Here is a 24099-nt window from a genome sequence, read left to right on the forward strand (position 1 = left end):
GTATCACAACAGATGACATCTGGCAATTTAGGGATAAAAGTGATTTATAATACTAGTCTTTAATTAGTTATACATAGATGAATTGAGGCAAGAAAGACAATAAATTATGAGAAATCTATGAAAAATCTGTCTCAGGGCTGAAATATAAATAGTATAATTTAATACTTTAAGTGCAAAAGATTAATTTTTTTAAATTAATGGGATGGTAATTTTGGGTGAAATTAGCCTTAGCGATCGCGTTGGCAGTAATTATCGGCTTACTGGTAGGAATTGAAGTAGGATTGCGATCGCTGTTTGGTTTTGGTAATCCCTTAATTTACATTAGCGATCCGCAGATAGGTTATTTGTTAGCGCCGAACCAAAAAACTCGTCGTTTTGGCAATCGCATTGAGATTAATGAATATTCTATGCGTAGCCAGCCGATTACCAAAACACCTGCACCAAATACAATCCGGGTGTTAATTTTGGGCGACTCCATCGCTAACGGTGGTTGGTGGACAGATCAAGATAATACAATTTCGCAGTTACTGATGGGCGCTTTAACTTCAGCCACTCAGGATAAATACCAGCAAATTGAAGTATTAAATGCATCAGCTAACTCTTGGGGGCCAAGGAATGAATTAGCCTATCTGCAAAGATTTGGGAATTTCCAATCTCAGGCGGTAGTGTTATTAATTAATACCGACGATTTATTTGCTACGGCTCCTACATCCTTACCAGTGGGACGCGATCGCAATTACCCAGATCGCAAACCACCCTTAGCTATAATAGAAGTCTGGGAGCGTTATTTAATTAAAGACAAGCCACATCCCGAACTTCAAGCCGTACAAAAAGAATCAGGCGATCGCGTGGGAATAAATTTAGCAGCAATTGGTAAAATCCAAGTGCTAACCCAACAAAGCAACAGCCAATTTCTCTTAGTCATGACTCCCCTATTGCGCGAAATTGGCGAACCAGGTTCTCGCGATTATGAAATTAAGGCGCGTCAAAGGCTCAAGGAATTTACTGAAGGGCAACAGATTACTTATATAGATGTATTGCCCATATTCAACAATACCCCAAACGTCAAAGCCTTGTATCAAGACCACATTCACCTAAATTTAGCAGGTAATCGAGTAGTTAGCCAAATGATCGCGCGATCGCTTTTAGGAATGATTGAAGAAGTGCGATCGGATTAACCTTTACAAATAATTGAGATTGCTATAAATATCGGATATGATTTCAAATATTTATTTAATTTGTGTTTCAATTGTATGTATTAAAAAGTAAGAGTACAACAGATGTTGTACCCTGAGATAATATCTACTTCATGAGTAATTATTTTGAAAATTTCTTAATAAACTAATGGAGTTGCACCCTGCATTTTTCTTAAAGAATTTATACAAGCGCCACAATCACAGCCAAATAAAGCGATCGCCATATCACTTTCTTGATCGTTAAACTCTAACATGGGTACCCCATCTGTAGATACTGGTTCGCTTTCTGGCTGATATTTCGGAAGTTCTGCCAAAACAGAAGCTCTGGCGCAGACTAAACCTACTTTATGTTTATTGCGGATACATGTAAGACGATCTTGTGTATTTGTAGGTTGCGGCTCGATAGCTTGAGCTTGATTAATGACGATTCCTGTAGACAGGATAGAGCTAATAACTACAGGAGTTGAAAGTAAGTGAAGCAAGAACTTGTTCATTAGGTTTCCAGGTGAAAATTTCAACTACTTAAATGAGCCGATTTCATCTTACAGTACAAACTAATATGCATCAGGAATGTAAGTTTTTTAACGCTGTTAACTCTTTTTCAGCCTGAAGCCAATGTTCTACAGATTTTCCTTCTGGATAGCCTGTTTTTTCCCAGATTGTATAAGCTAGCCTACGAATTTGCGCTTCATTTGGGCGGTTAGTGATAAAAAACTCACAAGAATTAGTCGTCAATTTATAAGGTGGTGTTCCAAAAAAATCTTGACGACCTAAAATTTCGGCTGTAAAACGGTAACACTCTTGTTTGATGGGACAATTTTGTCCGGGGCACAGAGTAATGTCGTAAGGCATAGAGTAAAATTAGGGCAGTTTTGGGTCAAATTGGGGCTGAAAGTTTCAACGCATAGGGGCGCAAAGGTAAACGCGAAGGTACGCGGAGGATTTGCTAAAGATCAATGACTATTGTGATTTTAGCTGTAGTGGCGAGGGGTGTAAACGGAGACATTACCATCAGGGCGTTGGATTGTTTTGGTTTTGCTAGAACCGATAATAATTAGGGTTCGCATATCGGCTACTTCTGGTGTTAAGTCCGCAAGGGTAATTACTTTTACAGTTTGTCCATTGCGTCCGAGGTTTCTCCCTAAGACTACTGGGGTATCAGGTGTTCTATAGCGCAGTAAGATATTTCTCGCTGCTGTCAATTGCCAAGTACGCTCTTTTGATACAGGATTGTAGAAAGCGATCGCAAAATCAGCTTCAGCCGCCGCCGCAATTCGCTGTTCAATTATTGACCAAGGTTTTAAAATATCTGAAAGGGAAATAGTACAAAAATCATGTCCCAAGGGTGCGCCAATAGCTGCTGCTGTGGCTTGCATGGCGGAAATTCCCGGTGCAACATGAATTTCTACGCTATCCCATTCGGGTTTATTGTGGCGATCCAAAACTTCAAAAATTGCTGTCGCCATCGCATAAATCCCCGGATCTCCAGAGGAGACTACAGCTACATATCGTCCTTGGGCTGCTAAATCTAACGCCATTTCCGCCCGTGATATTTCTTGGCGATTGTCAGAATCATGTCGTTGCTTACCTTCAGCCAAGGAACCTACCAAATTTAAGTAAGTTGTATAACCGACTAAATCAGTAGCAGCTTTGAGGATTTCTTTCACTTCCGGAGACATCCATTTTGAACTACCAGGCCCCGTACCAATCACCGCTAATCGTCCCCGTGATTGTCCGATATTGCTGGGGTTGATGGGTTCGGGGGAAATTGCGATCGCTATTCCTGTTTCTGTCTTAATTACTTCACCATCTGTCCCTATAGCGGCAATAGCTACCGCTTGGCTGGGGCTATAACCTTGTGTTAATAAACTTTTTAATTGATTTGAAGTAAAAAAGCGTGTAGGCACTTTCAAGGCGCTAGCAACGGCATGAATTACCGGATTTGCGGCGATGGTTAGGGGTGCAAATACCCCAGCTATCGATGCTGGTGCAATTTCCGCCTCTGTTAATAGTTGCTGTATGGAAGCTAGTACCTCATCCTCAGTTCCAGAAATTTCATTAATTGCGATCGCAATTGTTGCCGGATTGTATATTAAACAGTTTGGTGTCGGTTGAAGCAAGCGATCGCTAATTTTAATCGTCAAATTGCCATTTGGATCAATGGGTAATTGACTGTTAGTTAACCAAGGCGCTATTCCTTCCAACTTCACCTGCGCCCCAGCTAGCAAATCAGAAATAAAAGTTTTCGCATCATCAGGATTAGCTAAATGATAACCAGCAGGCGGAGACAACAACGCTGTGCGAAACCGAATATCGCCGGTAGTCGTAATTGCTGCTTTCACCTCAAAAACCTCAGCAATCCGCCGCGCTAAATCATTCACCCCACTCAATCCACCCAACAGGGGAACAACCGCGCTACCATCTTCAGCTACAGCGACTACTGGCGGTTCTTGGCGTTTATCAGAAATCATGGGCGCTAAGGTTCTAATTAAAATACCCGCCGCACAAATCCCAATCACTGGCGTTCCCTGGGTGAATAACTCCCGCACCGTCTCACCAAAATTATTAAAGCTAACATCTACCTCAGTAGTACGTCCCGCCAAACCGTATAACGTCGCCCCTGGTAAAACACTAATTATTTTGCGTGCTACTGCTACACTATTTTGACCCAACACCACAACAGCAGGTGCAACCTTCGTCATCATAAAAATTCTGGAACTGTATATTAGGTATAGTCAAGAGTCCAGAGTCAATAGTCAATAGTCATTTGTCATTTGTCATTTGTCCTCCTTGTCTCCCTTATCTCCCTTATTTCCCTTGTCTCCCTTGTCCCCCTTCCATGCCCAATGCCCAATGCCCAATGCCCCATGCCCAATGCCCCATACTTAATCCCCTTGAACCAATCAAAGATAATTTGGTAATATTCCAATGCGAAACCCTTGAAATAAAAGCAACTCTTCATTACCATGCCAACATCTGCAATTGACGCTCAAGACGCAGCAGCTATCCAAGCGGTAACAGAAGGGGTTGCTGTATGCGATCGCTCTTTTTTTGGACGCATTCGTGTTTCTGATAGCGATCGCATCCGCTTTTTACACAACCAAAGTACTAATGATTTCCAAAGCTTAAAACCTGGTCAAGGCTGCGATACGGTAATGGTAACATCCACCGCCCGCACCATTGATTTAGTTACCGCCTACGTTTTAGAAGATGCGGTTTTATTGTTGGTTTCGCCTAACCGTCGCGAATATATCATGCAGTGGTTAGACCGCTATATCTTTTTTGCTGATAAAGTGCAATTGACCGATGTAACGGCTGAAACTGCAACCTTTAGCCTCATCGGGACTGAAAGTGATGCAATTATCGAAAAATTAGGCGCAGAATCAATTATTGGTCAACCCTATGGAACTCATTTAGTAGTCAACGGTAACTTAATTATTGCCGTTGGTAGTGGCTTGGCTTCTCCTGGATATACCCTAATTTTGCCAACTTCCGAAAAAGAGAAACTGTGGAGTCAAATTTTAGAATTAGGTGCAGTAGAATTGAGCGATCGCGCTTGGGATACGTTACGAATATTACAAGGAAGACCCGCCCCAGACGCAGAACTCACAGATGATTACAATCCCCTAGAAGTTGGCTTGTGGCAAACTATATCCTTTAATAAAGGCTGCTATATCGGACAAGAAACCATTGCCAGATTGAATACATATAAAGGTGTAAAACAAAACCTTTGGGGAATACGGCTAAGTGGTTTTGCTGAAATTGGCAGTGCGATCGCCATTGGTGATGAAAAAGTTGGTAAACTCACCAGTTACACCCAAACAGCCGATGGACACTTTGGACTAGGTTACATTCGCACCAAAGCGGGCGGTGTAGGCTTGAAAGTACAAGTAGGAGAAACTAAGGGCGAAATAGTAGCAATCCCCTTTGTTTCTCATGAATATCCTTCAGTTTAAAGTTTTATTTATACCGACTGACTTACGGCTGAAAATTAGTCCTTAGTCAATAGTCAACAGTAAAAACTGTTCTAATGACAAAGGACAAAGGACTATTCAAAAATGAATAAAAATAGCTTCCTCTGGATTCCAATCAGCACCTTGACAAAACTCATCCACCCAAGAAGCTAAACTACGAGCATTACTACTAGGTGAGATTTTAGTTTTAGTAGGAACAACGGGTAATTGCATCTTCAACGGGCTATCATTGCTAGGAATTTTGATCGCAACAGCCAGCGATTTCAAGCTGGTGTAATTTTGGGGAATCTCCGTAGGCATTGCCGACGGTAAAATAGTTGTGCTTTGCCTAGAAATCTCACTAGCTAGCTTATCCATAACTAGCGTCGGCGCTGAAGATTCTCGACTTACTGGAGTAGCCACTGCAACTGATGTCACAGGTTGGCGATCGCGAACTACTTCATTAGCTCCCGTAAACGATGATACATTAATCTTGGTTGGAGCCATATCACCAAGCGGCTGCTCAGAATTTAATATTCTTGTTGGCGAATTAGAAATATCCTCTAAATTTTCAGTTACTAAAGATACATGCTGAACTCGATCCTCAATTTCTGTTAACGGCTCATTTGACAATGAATCAGCAGCCATAAAATCATCTTGAATTATCAAATCCAACTCTTCGTCAGGACTGAAGTTAAGACCCAAAGCCGCAATAATTTTATCAGGGTTATTGCTGAGTTCAGTTAAAAAATCAAGTATCTGTTCAAACTGCGGTTCTAATACAGATAAAGTCGCCAACATAAAACCAGAACAAGGCCGGCGCACGCCATCATAAGTACCCCAAATTCGCATTTTTACTAACCAAGGGCGATTTTGTGCGTAATAACCCAGCCACTTCATTTTTAATGATTGACGTAGCTGCTGAATATTCATTGGCTTCCTCACTTCGGTCAACAAAGAGTGCAGACTGATATATTTTGAAACACTTTATCCCTGGGGATGAAACCGATAATAAAGCATCTGCTTGACTCTTTGATCGCCTAATAGATGTTGTTCTACCAATAGAGGTACTTCACTGGGTTGAACGCCGCTATACCAGACCATCTCAGGTAATACTAATACCATAGGGCCATTGCCACATTGTCCTAAACAACCGCTAGCTGTAACAATTACACCAGCAACAGGCAAAGCAGCAAAGGCCGCTAAAACATCTGCTGCACCTTGTTTTTTACAAGTACGGTTTTGACAAACGCGCACGCATTTGGGTAAAGAATTGGGATCTGTTCTAGGAAAGTCCGATGATTGAGTGATGTTTGACATTTTTTCCAACCACAGAGACACAAAGGAGTCAGTGCATTGCGCGGGTTTCCCGCGTTGTAGCAACTGACATGGCGCAGAGGAGAGGACAAGGGAAGGGAAGGAAGACAAGGGGAATAAATGACAATTGTACAGACGCGATTAATCGCGTCTCTGACTAATCCACAGAAAGCCCCTTAGAAGCTAACCATTCGTGATTAAATATCCGCGACTGATATCGCGAACCACTATCACACAAAATGGTAACAATAGTATGTCCGGGGCCTAACTGTTTGGCTAAAGCAACAGATGCCGCCACATTAATCCCTGTGGAGCCGCCCATTAATAATCCATCTTTTCTCAGCAGTTGATAAACTACTCGCAAAGCTTCTTTATCATCTATCTGAATCGCATCATCGGCTGGTACGCCTTCCATATTCGCTGTAATGCGACTGTTACCAATACCTTCAGTGATGGAACTACCTTGTATGCTGATTTCACCAGTTTTGATGTAGCTGTAAAGCCCACTACCTAAAGGATCTGCCACAACGCATTTAACTGCTGGATTCTTTTCTTTTAAGTAAAGTGCCACACCAGCAAATGTACCGCCAGTTCCCGTTGCAGCTACCCAACCGTCAACTTTACCATCTGTTTGCGCCCAAATTTCTGGCCCTGTAGTTTCATAATGGGCTTGGCGGTTAGCTAAATTATCAAATTGATTCGCCCAAATAGCATTATCTAATTCAGCCGCTATTCTCCCAGAGAGCTTGACGTAATTATTGGGATCTTTATAAGGTACAGCCGGAACTGGGCGAACTTCTGCACCTAAAGTTGTTAATGCGTCTATTTTTTCTTGAGACTGAGTATTCGGAATAATAATTAGGCATTTATAACCTTTGGCGTTACAAATATGCGCTAATCCAATACCAGTATTACCTGCGGTACCTTCAACTACTGTACCGCCAGGTTTGAGTAAGCCTTTTTTTTCCGCATCTTCAATAATATAAAGTGCAGCGCGGTCTTTGACGGAACCACCAGGATTAAGAAACTCTGCTTTAGCAAGAATTTCACATCCCGTTTCTTCGCTAAAGCTGTTTAAGCGAATCAGAGGTGTATTGCCAATGCTACCGACGAAGCCATGTTTGATATCCATTTTTGCCTGTACCTAAGTTCTGTCTATAAAAATTTTGGCTTATAGTGGCGGCAATATGGATTTATTGTGTCAAGGAAAATGGGCATGGGGCATTGGGCATTGATTATTTCTCCCTTATCCCCAAATCCCTAGTTCTCAAAGGTTACTTTCAATCATTTGGCGGTACTCGCTTTTCTGCTTCACACCTTTGACTTCTTTGATCAGTTCTTTATTTTTGAACAATTGAATCGTCGGTGTACCTGTCACTCCAGCATTTTCGGCAATATCGCGGTCTTTATCGATATCAATTTCAATAAAGTGAATTTTGCCGTCAAATTCATCAACCACTTTATTTAAAATTGGTTTCAGGGTATGACAAGGGCCGCAACCAGGCGCAACATATTTTACCAGCAGCAAGCGATCGCTTTCATGGAAAAGTTTCCGCAAAGCATAACCACCTTCATGTCTTGTCGCATTTAAACTAAATTCTGCTTGTTGTTCAGCTTCGGTTTTCTTCGCTGCTGGCTGATGTTCTAATTCATTAGTTGGTGTTTCTGGCTGTTGATGGAATTCTTGAATCAAACCATTAGAAGATAACCAGCGTTCAGCCAGCATCGCGGACATACAGCCAGTACCTGCAGCTGTAATTGCTTGGCGAAACTCATGATCTTGCACATCACCAGCCGCAAATACACCTTCAACGCTGGTTTCTACAGAACCATGCTTAGTAGCAACATATCCGACTTCATCTAGTTCCAGTTGTCCCTTAAATAGAGAAGTATTCGGAGTGTGACCAATAGCGTAGAACAAACCCTTCACTTGCAGTTTGCTTTCTTCGCCAGTTTTGGTATTGCGGATTTTCACCCCATCCATGTGGCCGTTACCAAAGATATCTACGGCTTCTGTGTTCCAATGTACCTGGATTTTAGGATTGCTCAAAACCCTGTCTTGCATAGCTTTAGAAGCCCGCATTTTATCAGAACGCACCAGCAGATTGACTTTAGAGCCATACTTGGTTAAGTAAATTGACTCTTCCGCCGCCGAGTCACCAGCACCAATCACAGCCAGTTCCGCACCGTGGAAAATCGGCGTCGCACCATCGCAAATCGCACAAGCAGAAATTCCCCGACTCCAGAATTCATGTTCGCTGGGTAAACCTAAACGCTTGGCGGTTGCACCAGTGGCAATAATAATACTGTTAGCTTTAACTTCCCTTTCCTCTGAGCGCACAGTAAACGGACGCTGAGTCAAATCAACTGATATTACATCTTCTGTATATAACTCAGCCCCCCAGCGTTCAGCTTGCGCCTTCATTCTGTCCATCAATTCTGGCCCGGTAATCCCTTGGGGAAACCCAGGAAAGTTTTCCACTTCCGTCGTTGTCATCAATTGCCCACCAGGCAAACCCCCTGCTTGGAAGCCTTCAAATACCACAGGTTTCAAGTTAGCTCGCCCGGCATATATCGCCGCCGTGTATCCTGCTGGCCCAGAACCGATAATTACCAAATTTTCTACTGTCGGGTTGGTCATAACAGTTATACAAACTCATAACGACTACGCTTAATATAGCATAACAAACTGCGATCGCAATTGGGAAGACTAGGGAATTGAGAGCGATCGCAGGTTACAAGTAGATATGCGCAGACTAAGCTTCAATCGTCGTTCCTTGCGCCCTTCAACTTTTCTCACGGTAACGCTACTATCTCCTCATTACCTAAAATCTTGTATATGAAACAACACAAAAATATTTTTTCTACTTAGTGATATGAAACTGTAATCAGATGGGTAAGTTCTTTCTAGAACAAACAACTCACCCAGACCGCAGGGAAAACACTTATGAAAACCGAACTTAAAGCAAAATTCCTTCAGCACATTCTCGGTAAAAAGAAAGACGAACAAGGTTTCACACTTATTGAATTGTTGGTAGTAATCATCATTATCGGTATTCTGTCTGCGATCGCTCTACCTTCATTCCTCAACCAAGCTAAGAAAGCTAAACAATCAGAATCTAAGACCTATGTTGGTTCTATGAACAAAGGTCAACAAGCTTACTACACAGAAAATGACGAATTTGCAACTTCTGTGAATGACACAGGAATTGGCATTAAAAGCACCACTAGCAACTATAATTACTTTACAACAGCAGCAACAGGAACTGGCACTAATACTTATGCCACAAGCTATTCAACCGCCATTGCTACTGGACTGAAAAATTATGGTGGTAGAGTTTACTTACAAGCAGTAGGTACGAATTCTGAATTAACTAGTATTGCTTTCCTTTGTGAAGGAGTCAATGTAGCAACCTCTGGGCAGTCTTTGATAGATGCCTCTGCTGGTGCTTCCTCTTGCAACGCTAGCGGCAAGTTTATCAAATAAACTTCAATCAATCATTTGCTCTTACTCTATGCTAGTAAGAGATATATATTCACCCTCGAACAGTTTTTCGAGGGTGAATATTTTTCTTAAATTTAAAACTTGTTTTTAGATATTATTAATAATAATTATTTTCCTGCAAAAAATATTTGAATTTAATCATTACAATTTAAATTTAAATTCAACCATAATTAAAATATTGAGATATAACAGAACAGTAAATTCACTCAGAATTAAATATGATTTTAGCAAAGTTTCATGTCAATAAAAATGATTGGCAACAACAAGCCGAAAAATATATAATAGAAGAAAACTATAGCGCCGCTATTAGTGTTTACGAACAAGCAATTGAAATTCAGCCAGATGTCAAGTCTCACTATTGGTATTTAGGATTAATGTTGCTGCTGCAAGGTCAAGAAACTGAAGCTCAAATGACTTGGTTGATGGCATTATCAGACACAGAGCAAGAAGAATTTTATATAGCAGAACTGCTAGATATTTTAGAAACAGAAGCTGAACGTCGCGTAAGTATTAAAGATTATCAAATTGCATGGGCAATTCGCCAACATATAAAGGAAATTGCACCCGAAGATATCAATAATCTGCTGCGTATTCTTAAATTGTCTATCTTATTAAATAATTTCAGTGATGATAGCTCCAGTTTATTAGAATCAATCACTAGTTTATTCCCGGACAAAATAGATAATTTTGATGTTAATTTATTACTAGATTTAATTGTAGAACTTTTAATCTTTGCACCTACAGAAGAATCTGTTTTTAATTTTTTTGCAGCTTGTCTAAAATATTCTCCAGAACCATTAACTATTATTGATACTGCAATGCTGGAGGTTATAAATATTGCTGTTTTTAAAAGAATGCCTACATTAGCGTCACGCTTTGCAGAATTATGTTTACAGCAAGCTCCTAAACATCGAGGAGTAATTACACAATTATCTCATTTTTACCAAAATTCTCAACAATATGCCAAAGGCATAGAAACAGCTAAACTTTTTTACGAAATAGTAACAACACTAGCCGAAAAAGTTTGCGCAAATTCTTTAATTTTAAGAGCTTTTATGACCTCTGGTACTTATTGGCAAGAAGTATGCGATCGCTTGCAGGAGCAAGTCTTAACTGCCAAAGAACTGATACAAGAAAATCCAGATAATCTTGATAAGGTTACTGCTGCTCTACTTTTTAACTCAGTATTTTTCTTGCCATATATTTATGATGATCCACAAAATAATCATGGGATTCAAAATGAAATTTCTCGTTTGTCGCAAAAAAATTTAATAAAGTATCATAGTGAAATTGCGCTGCGTCAAAATGAATTATTATTGTCACGGAAGAAAAATATAAGTCAAGAGAAAAGAAATCTTAATATAGGTTATATTTCTCATTGTCTAAAAAGACATTCTGTAGGTTGGCTATGCCGATGGTTATTTAAATATCATAATCCCGAAAAATTTAAAATTCATAGCTATTTCCTGCATGAGTCAAGTACTGTAGAACAATTTACAAAAAATAATTTTATAGATAACTCTTATAAATTTCATCAATTTGGAATTTATGATTATGGTATTTGGGATCAAATTCAATCAGATGAAATTGATATTTTAGTGGATTTAGATAGTATTACCTTAGATCACTCTTGTGAGTTAATGTCCATCAAATCTGCGCCCATTCAAGTAACTTGGTTAGGCTGGGATTCCTCAGGCTTACCATCAATTGATTATTTTATCGCCGATCCTTACGTATTACCTGAATCTGCACAAGATTATTACAGCGAAACAATTTGGAGATTACCACAAACTTATATAGCTGTTGATGGTTTTGAAGTAGATGTACCTAATTTACGGCGGGAATATTTAGATATTCCTAGTGATGCCATAGTGTATTTTATGACTCAAAAAGGATATAAAAGGCATCAGGAACATTTACAATTACAGTTGAGAATTATTGCAGAAGTTCCTAATAGTTATCTACTGATTAAAGGTGACGCAGATCTAGAATCATCAAAAGAATTTTTTGAACGTATAGCAGAAAAAGAGGGTGTAGATTTCTCTCGCCTCAGATTTTTACCTGGTGCGCCTACCGAAGCAATTCACCGTGCCAATTTAGCTATCGCTGATGTAGTTCTTGATACCTATCCTTACAATGGTGCTACGACAACCTTAGAAACTCTGTGGATGTGTATACCTGTAGTCACAAGAGTTGGACAGCAATTTGCAGCGCGTAATAGTTACACAATGATGATGAACGCAGGGATTACAGAAGGTATAGCCTGGACTGAAGATGAATATGTAGAATGGGGTGTGCGCTTAGGTAAAGATGAAAAATTACGACAACAGATATCATGGAAACTTCGCCAATCAAGGCAAACAGCACCATTGTGGAATGCAAAGCAATTTACTCGTGATATGGAAAAAGCTTACGAGCAAATGTGGCAAAGGTATGTTGATGGGTAATGATATCAAATATAGCTATAGCTGTTGACTGTTGACTGCTCACAGACTTGAAAGGCTTTTATTATCAGGATTTTATCTTAGCTTGATGTCCTAATGTATCTGACTACGGCTATATAAAACCCATAATCAATAGTAGATGAAAAGCTTGCTTATGCGAGCTTTTGTATTATGTATTAAAAAATACCAGGGATTCAAATCTCTGGCTTATAGAACAATATTCAAGAAAACTATTAATTCAACTTTGATAACTAAACAGCAGTGATTTCTAAAATTGAATTCATAAGTTTATCCCAATCCCAAGCAGAAAGTTCTGCAATTGGTAATTGCGCCAATGCTAGCTTATCTTCAATCTCCAAAGTAATTCTTGCTGTTAAGTTAGGTAATAAAGCTTGCCACTGATGATTGCTTAATGGTTCTATCAAAGAAATTTCTAATCCCTCCGTTATATCTAAATCTTCGTTCATCATCAGATTCATAGCTACGCTTGATAAAAAGATTTCTGCATCTTCTACTGCAATATTATTTGTATCAATCAGCAAGGTAGTTTGTTGACTGTCAGGATAAGTAGCAAGAAATTTGATGACTTGTTCCAATTCTAAACCTAAAGATTCTTCTGATTGAGTCCAATCTGGGAAAATAATCAGGTTGATATCTCTCAAGGGTAGATTTTGGCTGAGAATCTCTACAAGATAATTATTGAAGAGTTGCTTAAATAAGCGTTCCATCTTAGCTGAATAGGAGCGGCTATCCAAAAAGCTAGGATTAGTTTGCATTTTTTCCTGAATTTGCTCTTTCTTTTGCTGGCGTAATTCAGGATTATTAGCAAGTGCGATCGCTAACTCTATATAAGACTCTTCGCTATCTGCAATTAAATCTTCTAGCTTCAGTTCTCGCAAAAGCGCCGCTCCCATCAAAGAACGGAAGGAGTGACCATCACTGATAACAGTTGGTAAACCTACTTCTAATGGGTCAATCAGAGAATTAATACTAGAAAATGGAAAAGAATCTAAATAAACATCAGCAATTTTTAAACGTTCTTTAACATCAGCACGGTTTGGTACAGGGTTAAGAATAATTAACCGCTCTTCAGCTATGCCATATTTTGCAAAGCTTGATGTTATGCGTTTTTTAAACTCAATCACTGGATAAGCAGAAGACCAATTAGGATTAAAGGGATAAAGTATTAGCCGAGAATTAGGCACGCTAGCAATTATTTTTGCCCAAGCTGCTTCTACTTCTGGAATAATTTTGTAAAAATTAGCTCCAGAAATATAAACAATTTCATCACTATCTATTCCTAAACTTTCTCGATTAACTGTGATTGTAGGAAGAATGTGTTCTTCAGTAGCAAAATCATGACAGTGCGCAGAACCATCTACCGTAACCAAAGTTTCAGTATATTGTTGTTGAGCATCATTTACAGGTTCAGTTAATTTACCTGATATATAGTAATCAACATTCCGCATTCCGGTTGTGACACAGGAACTAGTACTAGCAACCTGTATGCGTGCTAGGCGATGTAACGCTAACAATGTAATTTGATGAGTTACTGCGGTAACATTGGTTCCAATCAAGAGAATATCCAACTCATCTTCACGAATCACTTTTACTTGACTCGATAAATCTTGAGGTAAAGTGATTAGGGCATCACTATGACCACTACAATACCTTTCTAAACGATGATTCTGAGAATTTAAGGTATAGAGAATTATTTCAAATGCATCTCTATTTAAATGTTTATATACAGGTAGTGTTGTAAAAGTTTCTGTCTGGGGAGTATAGTGAGCAGCAAGAACTCCTAAACGGATTTTTTGAAGTTCTGGCGATCGCTCTGGAAACTCGTAGTCAATTTGGTAACCTTGAGTCTTCAAAGCATATTCCATAATCTCAGCGCGTTGGATATAAATGCCTTTTAAATTCTCTGTGGTGAAATATAGAGGGATGAAATTGGCAACTTGAAGGAAAAGATTGGCTATATGCTGCCATAATGCTGATTCTGGATTGCTGGATATATTTTTTTGTAGGTAATCTAGCCATTTTTGTAAATAGCGATAATAGTTATTCGCCTCTCCCTTTTCTTTAAATAAGCGAGGAGATTCAAATATATATTTCAAGTAATCATCTAGGAACCATTGAGGAATATCAGTTAATTCATATTGCAGTGGTAACTGGTCAGCACGACGATACAACATTGCTGTTAATAAGTATTGTATAGCCTCTGGCTGGCCAAGACCTTTAGTAATATCTACCTCAAGCTCATTGATAAAAGCCTGCTCAGTACTAGTCATTACTTCATTTTTAATACCACTATTTAGCAGCATTTTATATACTTGACCCAGATTACTGAGAAATATAATCTGGATATTTTCTGGATCTACACTCAATATTAAATTGGCAATATGCTCACGTAAATTACAGATATTGATTATTGGAACTGTATCTTGCGAATTATTTTGATATGTTTCAATAATATTTTTAATTTCATCTAAGTTAAATTTAGATAAATCCTCAACAATATTCTTAAACTGCAAAATAATATTTGCCGATTCTCGAATTTGCTCAACACTAAAAAGCTCTGGATGGCTAAAAACTAACTCAGCATATAGTTTATGATGATTAGGACGGGATTCTAATACATAAATAGAATCATTTTCTATTCTGTAATATGTGGTTATTTCCCTTGTACCTTGAAAATATATATTTTTTTGATGGCAACTCAACCAAAAGTCCCAATCTTCATAACCTTGGGCAACCATATCAGTCTTATAGCCACCGACTAATTTCCATACTTCCTTGGAAAACAAAGAAGATGTATGCAGCATATTGAAACTTTTTATATTTGCCGCAGAGTAGAGATCGGCACTAATAATTTGTTTTTGTTCTAATCCAAATATTTCATAGGAACCAAATGCTACACACAGGTCACTTTGATTTACCACAATTCTCACTAGATGACTGAGACAATTAATATCTAATTTACTGTCTGCATCTAATGGTAATATATATTCTCCCTCTGCCACTTCTATGCCGACATTGCGAGCACTTGCTAAACCACCATTATCCTTTTCTATAAGTTTTATTTTTTTATCTGCATAAAGTTTAATTAACTGTTGAGCAACTTCATTAGTATCATCTGCCCTGCCATCATTAACAATAATAATTTCCCAATTTTCATAGGTTTGAACTGCAACACTAGCCACAGATTGGGGTAGAAAGCGAGCTTGTTTGTAGCAAGGAATTACCACAGAAACTAAAGGTGATTTCTTCAGTTGTGTACCTTCGGTTGTATTATCACCAGAAATATTCTGGAAGTAAGAATAATTTTTTATATTACTGACAATATAACTTTGTAGATGGCTCGGTAACTGCCAATTAATCTTTGGATCTGGTTGATGTTGAATTGGTTGAACATTACCCCGCCATGCAACCCCCATAATCTGCATTGTTTGATATACAAGGGTTTTCCATCCTCTTTGTTTTAAGTAGTCTAAACCTTGGGATACTTCAGGAGAAGCTAAATCATGAAAGATAATTAAAGCATCTGGTTCAGCTAATTGTTCACAAATGATTGCATCATTAAGCGGGCCTGGAGCATCATGATTCCCATCAATAAAAATCAACGACCACTTACGTTGAAGTTGATCTGCTAATTCTTCAACTTTTTGTGGACTGTAGCCAGCGACTAAGTTTGTTGAGTCGATTACACCAGCAGCTTGCAATGAATTTCTCACACTCTCGTAAAATTCAGGCTTACTTAATAGAGGATCTACAACATCTAATTCCACACCAGCTAGAGCTAAGTGACAGGCTGACCAACCAAGCCAACAACCAATTTCTAAAGCTCTCTTACCTTGGAATTGCAGAGCAGTATTGTAGAGAATATGAGCTTCGTCTCGGCTAAGAAAACCTACTATTGGTTGCCGCCGATCTACATACCAATTGTGTGCTATTTCCCGCCGTAGGTAAGGCCATTGGCAACCCTTGGTATCACCTACAATCATGTTAGGAAAGCAGTGATCCGGTTGAATAATTGAAAGACCAGGTGAAACATAATCTCCCACTGGCAATAATGCTCTTTCTATAGTTGCCACAGTTTCTTTTAGCATTCTTTCTTCTGTAAATAATTCCTCTGCACGCTTTTTGCCAGCTTGTCCCACAGAGTACCTAATTTCTGGATTTTCTACCCAATTTTGAATGGTTGTTGCTAGTTCTTGAATAGTTAATTCTGGATTTTCTTTGGGATCGACTAGTAATTTTCCTGTATTACCAAGTTCTTCTGGAATACCACTCACCGCTGAAGCAATTACTGGTAGTCCTTTTGCCATAGCTTCCATGACTGCTAAAGGCATTCCTTCCGCCTCTGAGGGAAGAACAAAAATATCACTAGCATCTAGCCAATCAGATATATCCCAACGTTGTCCTAGTAGTTTAATTTTGTCGGAAATTCCCAGTTGATTAATTATTTGCCTGAGTTGTGGCTCTAAATCTCCAGCACCAGCCCAAACAAAATAAAGTTTAGACCATACTGAACTGTGCTGTAATTGCTTAATAGCCTCTAGCTGATATTGGTAGCCTTTAACAGGTGTCAAACGAGCTGCTGTGAAGCAGATAACTGCATCATTAGGCAGACCAAGTTCTTGACGTAAGCGATCGCGAACTGAAGACAAAGGTGGTATGAAATATGATGTTGGTCGACCATAATAAATTACCTCTCCTTTATTTCCAAGTAGCCTAAATAGTGTGTGCAGTAAACTTAAATTTTCACTGGAGACAGCAATTACTGTCTTTGCTTGCCTAAAATAATGGGATAATTCATCTAAGTAGCTAGCAAAGCGCTCTGCTAAGTAAGGTGCAACAAAACCTTCAACTATGATGTAGGGTATTTCCAATTGAGTTGCAACTCGCTTTGCTGCCAAATTTGAAAAAGGACAAGCATCACTAAAAATAATTAAGTCTGCCTGGGCAAGCTCTATAATTTTTTGAGCATCAGAGGTGTTTGTTAAAGTGCGATTAAAGTCTTTCGCTGCATCAAATTCTAACCACAAGTGCTTTACTCCTAATTTTTTTTGTTCTTGGAGTAAGGGATTGGAACTGCGTTCTTGTACGCAAGAAACTTGGTAACCTAAGCCAACCAGTTCACAGAGAATTGAGTGATTATATTGTGCAACACCGCCTACCCCGGAGTCATCTGTATATAATAAAATATGAGTTTGTTTGTTAATAGCAGCGATTGTAGTTTTTAGTTGGAATTTCTTGTTAATGACCATCTTGTTTTTTGAGTAATTAGTTTCTTGAAAATTTGTATATTTCGCCAAAGTTTTATTTCTGTTATATAAATTTTCTGCGTTTATAAGTTGATTACGAAGCTCTAAAGGAGATTTAAAATATTCAGCACCCATATAGTAATTAACAAGATCCATCTGTTGTGCTGTAACATAGGGCTGTCGAGTTTGGAACACAGATTGTAAAAATAATTCTTTACTAGTTTCTACAAGTGGTACTTCTTTGTGAAATAATTCCTCGCTTTTAGCTGTCCAGTGATATTTAGTATTGGTTTCTAAATGAAAATACGAGCAACCTGCTTTTACAGAGTAAAATATATGAGACCCAAGACAATTGCTAGCAGCATAACTATGCATAGAGCATAAATGGTAAAACCGAAACAAGAAGTCTGGATCGTCTCTATAACCTGCTGAAACCACATTAAATCCTCTGCGTTGAAATGGGATATGACGACCCATATAAAAATCCGCCCAGTAAATACATACTGTTACTGGTTTATATTTGTCATCTAAATGTATTAATTCTTCTGCAAGTTGCTCAAAATCCGTTTGTGCGAAGACATTGAATGTAGAATGAGCAGGAAAAAAAATTGTACCTTTTCTTGTAGGCTTTGATATCTCCCTTAGCAAATCACAAACGTAAAGAAATGGAGAAGATGCTAAAGAAACTATTTTGTTTGACTGTTTTTCTTGAATCGCATTAATGTAAGCAGGCTGTCTGTATGCAGGATAACAGAATATTATAGATAGAGGATTATCTATTTCCTCTTCGCTAACAACTGAATCACTAAAATATACTCCATGAGGTACGAGAACTTTCAAAGAATATTCTTGAGGAATACCTACATATTGCTTTAATATGCCATCAATACCATAAAAAAAATTTCCCCAGAAAAGCTCATTTGTATTTACAGGCTTTGCCTCACATAACCTAGCTAGGTCTTTCTGGCTATAGAGTACTTCTTCAAGAGTTAACATAATTCAATTTTCATTACTGAGAAACGAAGAACTATCAAACATTTTTAGTCACACTAACAAGAAAAAGTAAGATTTACACTTAAAGTATTTATACTTGCCCTTGATAATATGCATTTAATACAGTAGATTCCATGTTACTGCTGTACCCTTTTTAACATCTTGTTTAATAGTTCGTCCAAGAAAAATATCGTAATATTTAGGAGATAAACCTGCGCCTGGACGCACTGTTCTCAAATTAACAGGTGTAAAAATATCACCAGCTTTCATATCTTGTGCAACGTAGAGCGATCGCCTAAAATTTAACGATGCTTTCTCGGCTTCTATCGGGCCGTAATTTATATTACCCAGTGCTTGCCAAGCTCTTTCAGTTTCAAGAACCAATTGATGCATTTCTTCTGGTTCCATTGAAAAAGCAGAATCAACGCCCCCATCAGCCCGACAGAGAGTAAAGTGTTTTTCAATGAATGTCGCCCCTAAAGCAACACTAGTAACGGCAACACCAATTCCCATCGTGTGATCCGATAACCCCACCTGTACATTGAACAAATCCCGCAGATGAGGAATTGTCAACAAATTGCTATCCTTTGGTGTTGCCGGATAAGTACTTGTACATTTAAGTAAAATCAAATCATTACAGCCTGCTTCCCTAGCTGTCCGTACCGTTTCATCTAACTCCGAAATTGTTGCCATACCAGTAGAGATAATCATTGGTTTGCCAGTACTAGCCACTTTGCGGATTAGAGGTAAATCAGTATTTTCAAAAGAAGCTATTTTATAGCAAGGTACTTCTAAAGATTCGAGAAAATCTACAGCCGTAATATCAAAGGGAGTACTAAAGCAGATAATTCCTCGTTGCTTGCAACGCTCAAAAATTAGTTTGTGCCATTCCCAAGGCGTGTAAGCTTGTTGGTAAAGCTGATACAAAGATTTACCATGCCAAAGACTATTGGGATTATCAATATAAAAATCACCCTCTTTGATATCCAAAGTCATACTATCTGCTGTATAAGTCTGAAGTTTGAGAGCGGTTACCCCTGTCTTGGCTGCAGCGTCAACTATTTCTAGAGCTAATTCTAACGATTGATTATGATTGCCCGACATTTCAGCAACCATAAATGGCAGATGGTTGGCACCTATTTTTTTACCTGCAATATTAATTTCTTTCATATAATTTGTTACAGAGATTTTATTTATTTTTAACTAAATGAATTGCTTGATAATCGCCTAGTTTACTGTTGCCGATATTTTTAAATCCAGATTGGGAAAAAGCTTTGATTGAGCTTGTATTATAGGGTTTGACATAGGCATGAATTATTTTGACTTGAGATTCAGAAAATATTTTTTCGCATCCTAAGTTAATCAGGTGACAACCATAACCTTGATAACGAAACTTTTTATCAATATTTATAGAAATAATGGCTTCATGAACTTGTAATTCATAGCGAATTTGACCAATAGGTATATCATTCCTATCAACACCAATGTAAAAAATATAATTCGGAGAGTTTAGTCTAGATTGAAACCATTGAACATGATCCTCCCAAGGTATAGGTTCTGTGGAAAAAGAAACAGCCCTGACTTCTGGATCGTTTGACCATTCCCACAACAACCGACAATCTTCTTGGCACGCCCAGCGTAATTTTAACAACTTGGCTTCTAGATGACTCAATACGCGCTTACTTCCTTCGCCATCTACTAACTCTTGGCCGCGTCTAGTCATCTCTACTCGTGTATGTGCAGCTATTAGTAAATCAGTAAGCGCCGATCCTATTTCAGCAGCAGAAACATCCTCATGCCAACCAAGATAGATAGATACCCCCATATAATCTAATTTTTGTGCGATCGCTTTTTGATTTTCAGCTAAACTCAATATGAGGCTAGGCAACCCCATAAAAGCTAGTTCCCAACATGTACTACCACCTGCTGTTATTGCCACATCAGCCCAAGCCATCAACTCAGGCATATTTGTCACATTCTTTTCTAAACGAATAGGAAATTGCGAATTCTGCGATGCTAAACGCAATTGTTCATAGTGAGAATTACTTCCACCGACTACAACTATTGCTTCTATTCCATTTATCTTCAATATATTTAAAGCTTGAATAATCTTCAGGGTGACATTATTAGTATCGGCACCTCCCATTGTGATCAGTAATTTACTAGCTATAGGTGGGTGATAGCGTTGCCATTCTTTCCACTGCAAAAACTCCCGTCGTAACAATACATAATTATTTCCTAGTAATATCTGAGTGTAAAGCTCGCGGTTTGAGTACAAGTCATTATCACCAGAAATGTTCTGATTCAAAACTAGATCTGCATAGTAGCGCTTGGCATGTCCATAATCATCAATAAATAAAAGATTTAGTCCGGAATTTTTAATAATTTTTTGGTAATCAGAGTCAAAGTTATAGCCATCAACTATAACCCACTTAGCATTAAGCTCCTGAGCTATACGAGAAGTTTCTCTAGCATCCTCATGACTATGCAAATGTGCTGGCAAATAAAAGATTTGGAAGTTTTCTGCTGTTAACCGTGCCTCTAAATGCATAGTTTCCGTAGATATTACAAAAATAGGTTCTCCTACTTTTGCCTGCCATACATGAGCTAACGCAAGACACCGCATTAAGTGACCTGTTCCAATATTGCTAGAAGCATCTGTACGAATGACGACTTTCATGGGAGTATTTCATCCTCTCCTATTTTAGAGTCGGTATCAGCAACTGATATTCTTTTCTTGTTCAAAATTCAGATGAAAAGTTAATGTTGAAATTAATAAGATACTTTTAAGTTATTGCCGTACATTTATACCGCGTTCTTTAAGAAAACGCTTCGCCTGTAAAGGTGTTTGTTCAGTAAAGTGAAACATACTAGCTGCTGCGATCGCAGATGCTCCTCCTTCAATTAGTGCCGAAGCCATATGTTCATACTTCCCTGCGCCCCCAGATGCAATGACAGGAATAGAAACTGCTAAGGTGACTTTTCTAGTGAGTTCGATATCATAACCTTTCATCGTCCCATCAGCATCAATAGATGTGAGTAATATTTCACCTGCACCTAGTTTCTCAACTTCCTGAGCAAGTTTCACAGGGTCTTTTCCTGTAGCCTTTGTCCCACCATGAGTAAATACTTCGTATTGTCCAGTGTGGAGTTTTTTGGCATCAATTGAAACTACTACACATTGGGAGCCAAATTGTTGAGCCGTTGCTCGAATGAGTTCTGGTGTCAATACAGCAGCAGTGTTGATAGCTACTTTATCAGCACCAACCAGCAACAATCGCTTTACATCTGCAATTGTTTGTACTCCGCCACCTACAGTTAAAGGCATATAGCACTCATCAGCAAGCTCATCGACGGTTTCAAAATCAGGAGAACGCCCCTCATTACTAGCAGTAATATCTAGAAAAATTAACTCATCGACTTCGCGCATATTGTAAACTTTAACAGCTTGCATGGCGCTACCAACTCGTCGCCAACTGTTAAATTGGATACCTTTAACTAAGCCGAAGTTTTTAAATAGCAAAGTTGGCATAACACGAACTTTTAGCATAGTGTCTGCTACATAGAAAGGAAATTTTTGATAACTTGTAGTCCCAATCTTTGACTCTTTTCTGGATGAAACTGAACACCGAAAATGTTATTTTTTCCTACTACTGATACAAAATCTCTACAATAAGGTGTATGAGCAATTTCATCCTGGGGATGATTGCATATAAAATGGTAGCTGTGAACAAAGTAGAAATCTTTGCCTGAGGGTATATTCTGAAATACAGATGACGGTTGATTGAAAATAACTTCATTCCAGCCTACATGGGGAATACGGATTTCCGAGCTATCAGGTAAAAGTCGCTTGATTTCTCCTTCAATCCAACCCAGTCCCTCTGTTTCTCCTCCTTCCCAACCTTTAGTAGCTAGCAATTGCATACCCAAACAAATCCCTAAAAAAGGGACACCTTGTCCCAAGACTTGTTCTTGTAACACTACGTCTAAACCCTGGCTACGGATATTTTTTATTCCAGTTTGAAAAGCACCCACTCCAGGTAGTATGATGTAATTGGCAACTTCAAAATCAGCAGTTTTAGATGTAATAACTGGTTCACCGCCACAGTGCTGAACTGCACGCGCGACAGAATCAACATTTCCCATACCATAGTCAACAATCGCGACTTTCTTCATTAGTATTCTAGGTATCTTATGAGATTGTGGTGTGATTTACAGTTAGTTGCCAGTCTAATCCTGGATTAGGAATGATATTGTCATAATTGATTTTGCTAAGATTTCCCTCTTTGTCTTTGACTAAATTGCCTCTGCTATCACAGAGAAATAGCTTTTTGTTGGTGAAGCGATCGCAGACCTGGATAAATTCTTCAACGGTCATATCAATATCTTTCAGAATTTCCTCCAAGGGGCAACCTAAATAAACCCAAGGGAATTTGCCATCATGCATCTTTACTAGTTTGATAGCTTCTTCTCTTCTCAATCGTCCACGCCGGACATGCAAACAAGCAAGGTCTGTAGCTCTCCCAAAACCGTACTTGAGAAATTTAAAGTAGTCATGTATTCCTGTTTGATAGTTATCTAAATTCTCATAGTTAACTAAAGAACCTTCAACACTCTTGTGGTAAGTTTCAAAACCATGCGCTTGGGCATACAGCGCATTCTGATAGCCATCCCAAGGGAGATAGTAACCTAAGAAAAGTCCCGTTACACCGACTCTCTGTAAGTCCTCATCAGACGGATAAGTATATTGAATCAGGTGGTGTGTTTCAATACCTTGTTGTCCGATCAAATCGCTAACTCTCAGCCCTAAAAGTCCGCCAAACTCCTCTAACCATCTTCGGGTCAGGGAATTATTATTTCCAGCAGCAGCAGGGCCTCCATACTCATTCTGTGGATTTTCTCCCCAGATAATCAGTGGTACATTGAGTTGTACAGCCAACTTAATAGGTATAGTAAATATAGTTACATGCTCTGTCCAAGAAATATCCCCAATTTCCGTTAATCCTAGACGATTTATCCTACGCCGCACTAAAGGATTAGTGGTAACTTCTATATAATCTAAACCAAGGTTTTTGAGATTCTCAATATTGCGTCGTCCTATGTCAGACAGCTTATCTGTTGTTGCTGTAACACACAGAGGATTCATTCCCATTTCTAAGATTTTGAGCACTTGAAAGTGGCTATCCTTACCACCACTCACAGGAATAATACAATCATAATTACTGCTATTCTTAGAGCGGTAACGCTCTAAAATCTGAAGCAATGCTTTTTTCCTTGCTGGCCAGTCCACTTCCTGTCGTTTTTCAAAATTACGACAGGCACTACAAACTCCTTGTTCGTCAATATATAAATCTGGTTTAGTTTCTGGCATTACACAACGAGTGCAGTACTGAATGTATTTAGTCATAAAAAATGCTCCTTAAC

18 protein-coding genes are annotated in these 24099 nt (G+C 38.7%); 5 read left to right on the plus strand and 13 right to left on the minus strand.

Going from position 1 to position 24099, the window contains the following annotated elements:
• Positions 1–215: 215 nt before the first annotated feature.
• Entirely contained in the window at positions 216–1178 is a 963-nt protein-coding gene (locus AACW45_RS01530) for a GDSL-type esterase/lipase family protein (RefSeq protein WP_190626967.1), read from the plus strand.
• Positions 1179–1333: 155 nt separating this feature from the next.
• On the opposite strand, the gene AACW45_RS01535 is transcribed toward AACW45_RS01530, so the two are convergent.
• The 3 genes from AACW45_RS01535 to cobJ all read right to left on the minus strand — a co-directional run bounded on the left by AACW45_RS01535 (position 1334) and on the right by cobJ (position 3901).
• On the minus strand, positions 1334–1690 hold the full coding sequence (locus AACW45_RS01535) for a hypothetical protein (protein WP_190626970.1): 357 nt from the start codon (positions 1688–1690) through the stop codon (positions 1334–1336).
• Positions 1691–1760: 70 nt separating this feature from the next.
• Complete coding sequence (locus AACW45_RS01540) at positions 1761–2048, minus strand: DUF2934 domain-containing protein (RefSeq protein WP_190626972.1); 288 nt, start codon at positions 2046–2048, stop codon at positions 1761–1763.
• A gap of 119 nt (positions 2049–2167) precedes the next feature.
• Positions 2168–3901 carry a precorrin-3B C(17)-methyltransferase gene (gene cobJ / locus AACW45_RS01545; RefSeq protein WP_190626974.1) on the minus strand — a complete coding sequence of 578 codons (1734 nt, stop codon included), beginning with the start codon at positions 3899–3901 and terminating at the stop codon, positions 2168–2170.
• A gap of 155 nt (positions 3902–4056) precedes the next feature.
• Between cobJ and AACW45_RS01550 the strand changes: the two genes are divergently transcribed.
• Both AACW45_RS01550 and ygfZ read left to right on the plus strand, forming a co-directional pair.
• Positions 4057–4182: a hypothetical protein gene (locus tag AACW45_RS01550; RefSeq protein WP_277880180.1), complete on the plus strand. Its 126-nt coding sequence runs from the start codon at positions 4057–4059 to the stop codon at positions 4180–4182.
• Positions 4163–5152 (plus strand): CAF17-like 4Fe-4S cluster assembly/insertion protein YgfZ, encoded by a 990-nt coding sequence (ygfZ, locus tag AACW45_RS01555; protein WP_190626976.1) that lies wholly within the window; start codon positions 4163–4165, stop codon positions 5150–5152. Before AACW45_RS01550 ends, ygfZ begins: the two co-directional genes overlap by 20 nt.
• 96 nt (positions 5153–5248) lie before the next feature.
• On the opposite strand, the gene AACW45_RS01560 is transcribed toward ygfZ, so the two are convergent.
• The 4 genes from AACW45_RS01560 to trxB all read right to left on the minus strand — a co-directional run bounded on the left by AACW45_RS01560 (position 5249) and on the right by trxB (position 9107).
• Positions 5249–6082, minus strand: coding sequence for a DUF5331 domain-containing protein (locus AACW45_RS01560; RefSeq protein WP_190626978.1), 834 nt, complete (start codon positions 6080–6082; stop codon positions 5249–5251).
• A 54-nt stretch (positions 6083–6136) separates the two neighbouring features.
• The gene (locus AACW45_RS01565) at positions 6137–6469 is read right to left on the minus strand and encodes a (2Fe-2S) ferredoxin domain-containing protein (RefSeq protein ID WP_190626980.1); all 333 of its coding nucleotides are present in this window, start codon (positions 6467–6469) and stop codon (positions 6137–6139) included.
• Between the two features lie 154 nt (positions 6470–6623).
• Positions 6624–7598: a cysteine synthase A gene (locus AACW45_RS01570; RefSeq protein ID WP_190626982.1), complete on the minus strand. Its 975-nt coding sequence runs from the start codon at positions 7596–7598 to the stop codon at positions 6624–6626.
• A 135-nt stretch (positions 7599–7733) separates the two neighbouring features.
• Positions 7734–9107: a thioredoxin-disulfide reductase gene (gene trxB, locus AACW45_RS01575; protein WP_190626985.1), complete on the minus strand. Its 1374-nt coding sequence runs from the start codon at positions 9105–9107 to the stop codon at positions 7734–7736.
• A 306-nt stretch (positions 9108–9413) separates the two neighbouring features.
• Here trxB and AACW45_RS01580 point away from each other — a divergent pair, with 306 nt between their 5' ends.
• The gene (locus AACW45_RS01580; RefSeq protein WP_190626987.1) at positions 9414–9953 is read left to right on the plus strand and encodes a type IV pilin-like G/H family protein; all 540 of its coding nucleotides are present in this window, start codon (positions 9414–9416) and stop codon (positions 9951–9953) included.
• Positions 9954–10189: 236 nt separating this feature from the next.
• Positions 10190–12418: an O-linked N-acetylglucosamine transferase, SPINDLY family protein gene (locus tag AACW45_RS01585; protein WP_190626989.1), complete on the plus strand. Its 2229-nt coding sequence runs from the start codon at positions 10190–10192 to the stop codon at positions 12416–12418.
• A gap of 248 nt (positions 12419–12666) precedes the next feature.
• Here AACW45_RS01585 and AACW45_RS01590 read toward each other — a convergent pair whose 3' ends face one another.
• From AACW45_RS01590 to AACW45_RS01615, 6 genes are all read right to left on the minus strand, one after another.
• Positions 12667–18678 (minus strand): glycosyltransferase, encoded by a 6012-nt coding sequence (locus tag AACW45_RS01590; RefSeq protein WP_190626991.1) that lies wholly within the window; start codon positions 18676–18678, stop codon positions 12667–12669.
• 114 nt (positions 18679–18792) lie between these two features.
• Positions 18793–19845: a pseudaminic acid synthase gene (gene pseI / locus AACW45_RS01595; protein WP_190626992.1), complete on the minus strand. Its 1053-nt coding sequence runs from the start codon at positions 19843–19845 to the stop codon at positions 18793–18795.
• 19 nt (positions 19846–19864) lie between these two features.
• On the minus strand, positions 19865–21355 hold the full coding sequence (pseG, locus tag AACW45_RS01600; protein WP_190626994.1) for a UDP-2,4-diacetamido-2,4,6-trideoxy-beta-L-altropyranose hydrolase: 1491 nt from the start codon (positions 21353–21355) through the stop codon (positions 19865–19867).
• 111 nt (positions 21356–21466) lie between these two features.
• The gene (gene wbuZ, locus AACW45_RS01605) at positions 21467–22225 is read right to left on the minus strand and encodes a glycosyl amidation-associated protein WbuZ (RefSeq protein ID WP_190626996.1); all 759 of its coding nucleotides are present in this window, start codon (positions 22223–22225) and stop codon (positions 21467–21469) included.
• Between the two features lie 8 nt (positions 22226–22233).
• Positions 22234–22851: an imidazole glycerol phosphate synthase subunit HisH gene (hisH, locus tag AACW45_RS01610; RefSeq protein WP_190626998.1), complete on the minus strand. Its 618-nt coding sequence runs from the start codon at positions 22849–22851 to the stop codon at positions 22234–22236.
• Between the two features lie 16 nt (positions 22852–22867).
• Positions 22868–24082, minus strand: a complete 1215-nt coding sequence (locus AACW45_RS01615) for an N-acetyl sugar amidotransferase (protein ID WP_199330860.1) — start codon at positions 24080–24082, stop codon at positions 22868–22870.
• Between the last annotated feature and the right edge of the window lie 17 nt (positions 24083–24099).

It is taken from the genome of Calothrix sp. FACHB-168, from assembly GCF_963889195.1.
Lineage (GTDB): Bacteria > Cyanobacteriota > Cyanobacteriia > Cyanobacteriales > Nostocaceae > Aulosira > Aulosira anomala_A.